General features: G+C 42.1%; 1 protein-coding gene. It reads left to right on the top strand.

Annotated elements, in window-relative coordinates; translation table 11 throughout:
- Positions 1-240: 240 nt before the first annotated feature.
- Positions 241-642: a GFA family protein gene (locus R7Z49_RS24310; protein ID WP_005487761.1), complete on the top strand. Its 402-nt coding sequence runs from the start codon at positions 241-243 to the stop codon at positions 640-642.
- The last annotated feature ends 160 nt before the right edge of the window (positions 643-802 follow it).

Here is an 802-nt window from a genome sequence, read left to right as displayed (position 1 = left end):
CCAGCAATGATAACAATCGCTAATAGCACGATAGGAATAAGAAGAATGAGTGGAATTGGCAGAATTCTGCTGCGAGCCATGGCGACTTCCTTGTTTTTGTTCTAAAAATTGTGTTCGGAGTATATACCAATTCCAATAGGATGACCGCATACACTCAAATCTCGATGAACCAAGTATCGTGAAATCACTCGAGCGGATTTAGGTATAAACTGTTTAGTGGGCAATCGATAGGTAATAACGATGACAAACATAATTCACACCGGAGAGTGCGCCTGTGGCTTAGTTCAACTTCGCTGTAAAGATGAACCTCTGCGAACCTCTATTTGTCACTGCTTTGAATGCCAGAAACGAACAGGCAGCGTTTTTGGTGTCCAGGCCAAATTCGATAAGGAGCAGGTCATTTTAGATGGTGACACGACCAACTACACCAGAATCAGCGACGATGGTAATGAAGTGAAATACGAATTTTGCCCTGCTTGTGGCACGACGATGCGACTGTTGTTATCCGCAGCTCCCGAAATCGTTGTTGTTCCCGTTGGAATTTTCAATAACACCGAATTTCATGAACCAAAAGTTTCGATTTATGAGCAAAGGAAACATGGCTGGGTGAGTTTCGAGTGCACAATGGAACACATTCAATAGAGGGGAATCCCCCTTTATTGGCTTGTTGTTATCTGAGCAAAAGCTCTATAAATGAGATTTTTTTGAGAATGATCAACCGAGTTGAACAGGAAAAGGTTTCGTAACTCAGTGTGAGCGTTATAATCTGCTCCTAACATTTGGTGGGGTTTTATTGTGATTT

Origin of the sequence: Vibrio sp. 1562 (assembly GCF_033340155.1) — a bacterium.
Taxonomy (GTDB): Bacteria; Pseudomonadota; Gammaproteobacteria; order Enterobacterales; family Vibrionaceae; genus Vibrio; species Vibrio alginolyticus.
The sequence above is the reverse complement of the archived record's forward strand: the minus strand, read 5'-3'. Positions and strand labels throughout refer to the sequence as shown.

What these genes read in the sequence shown, in the direction of transcription:
- R7Z49_RS24310 (WP_005487761.1), top strand. Translation starts at nt 241, where the DNA reads ATGACAAACATAATTCACACCGGAGAGTGCGCCTGTGGCTTAGTTCAA.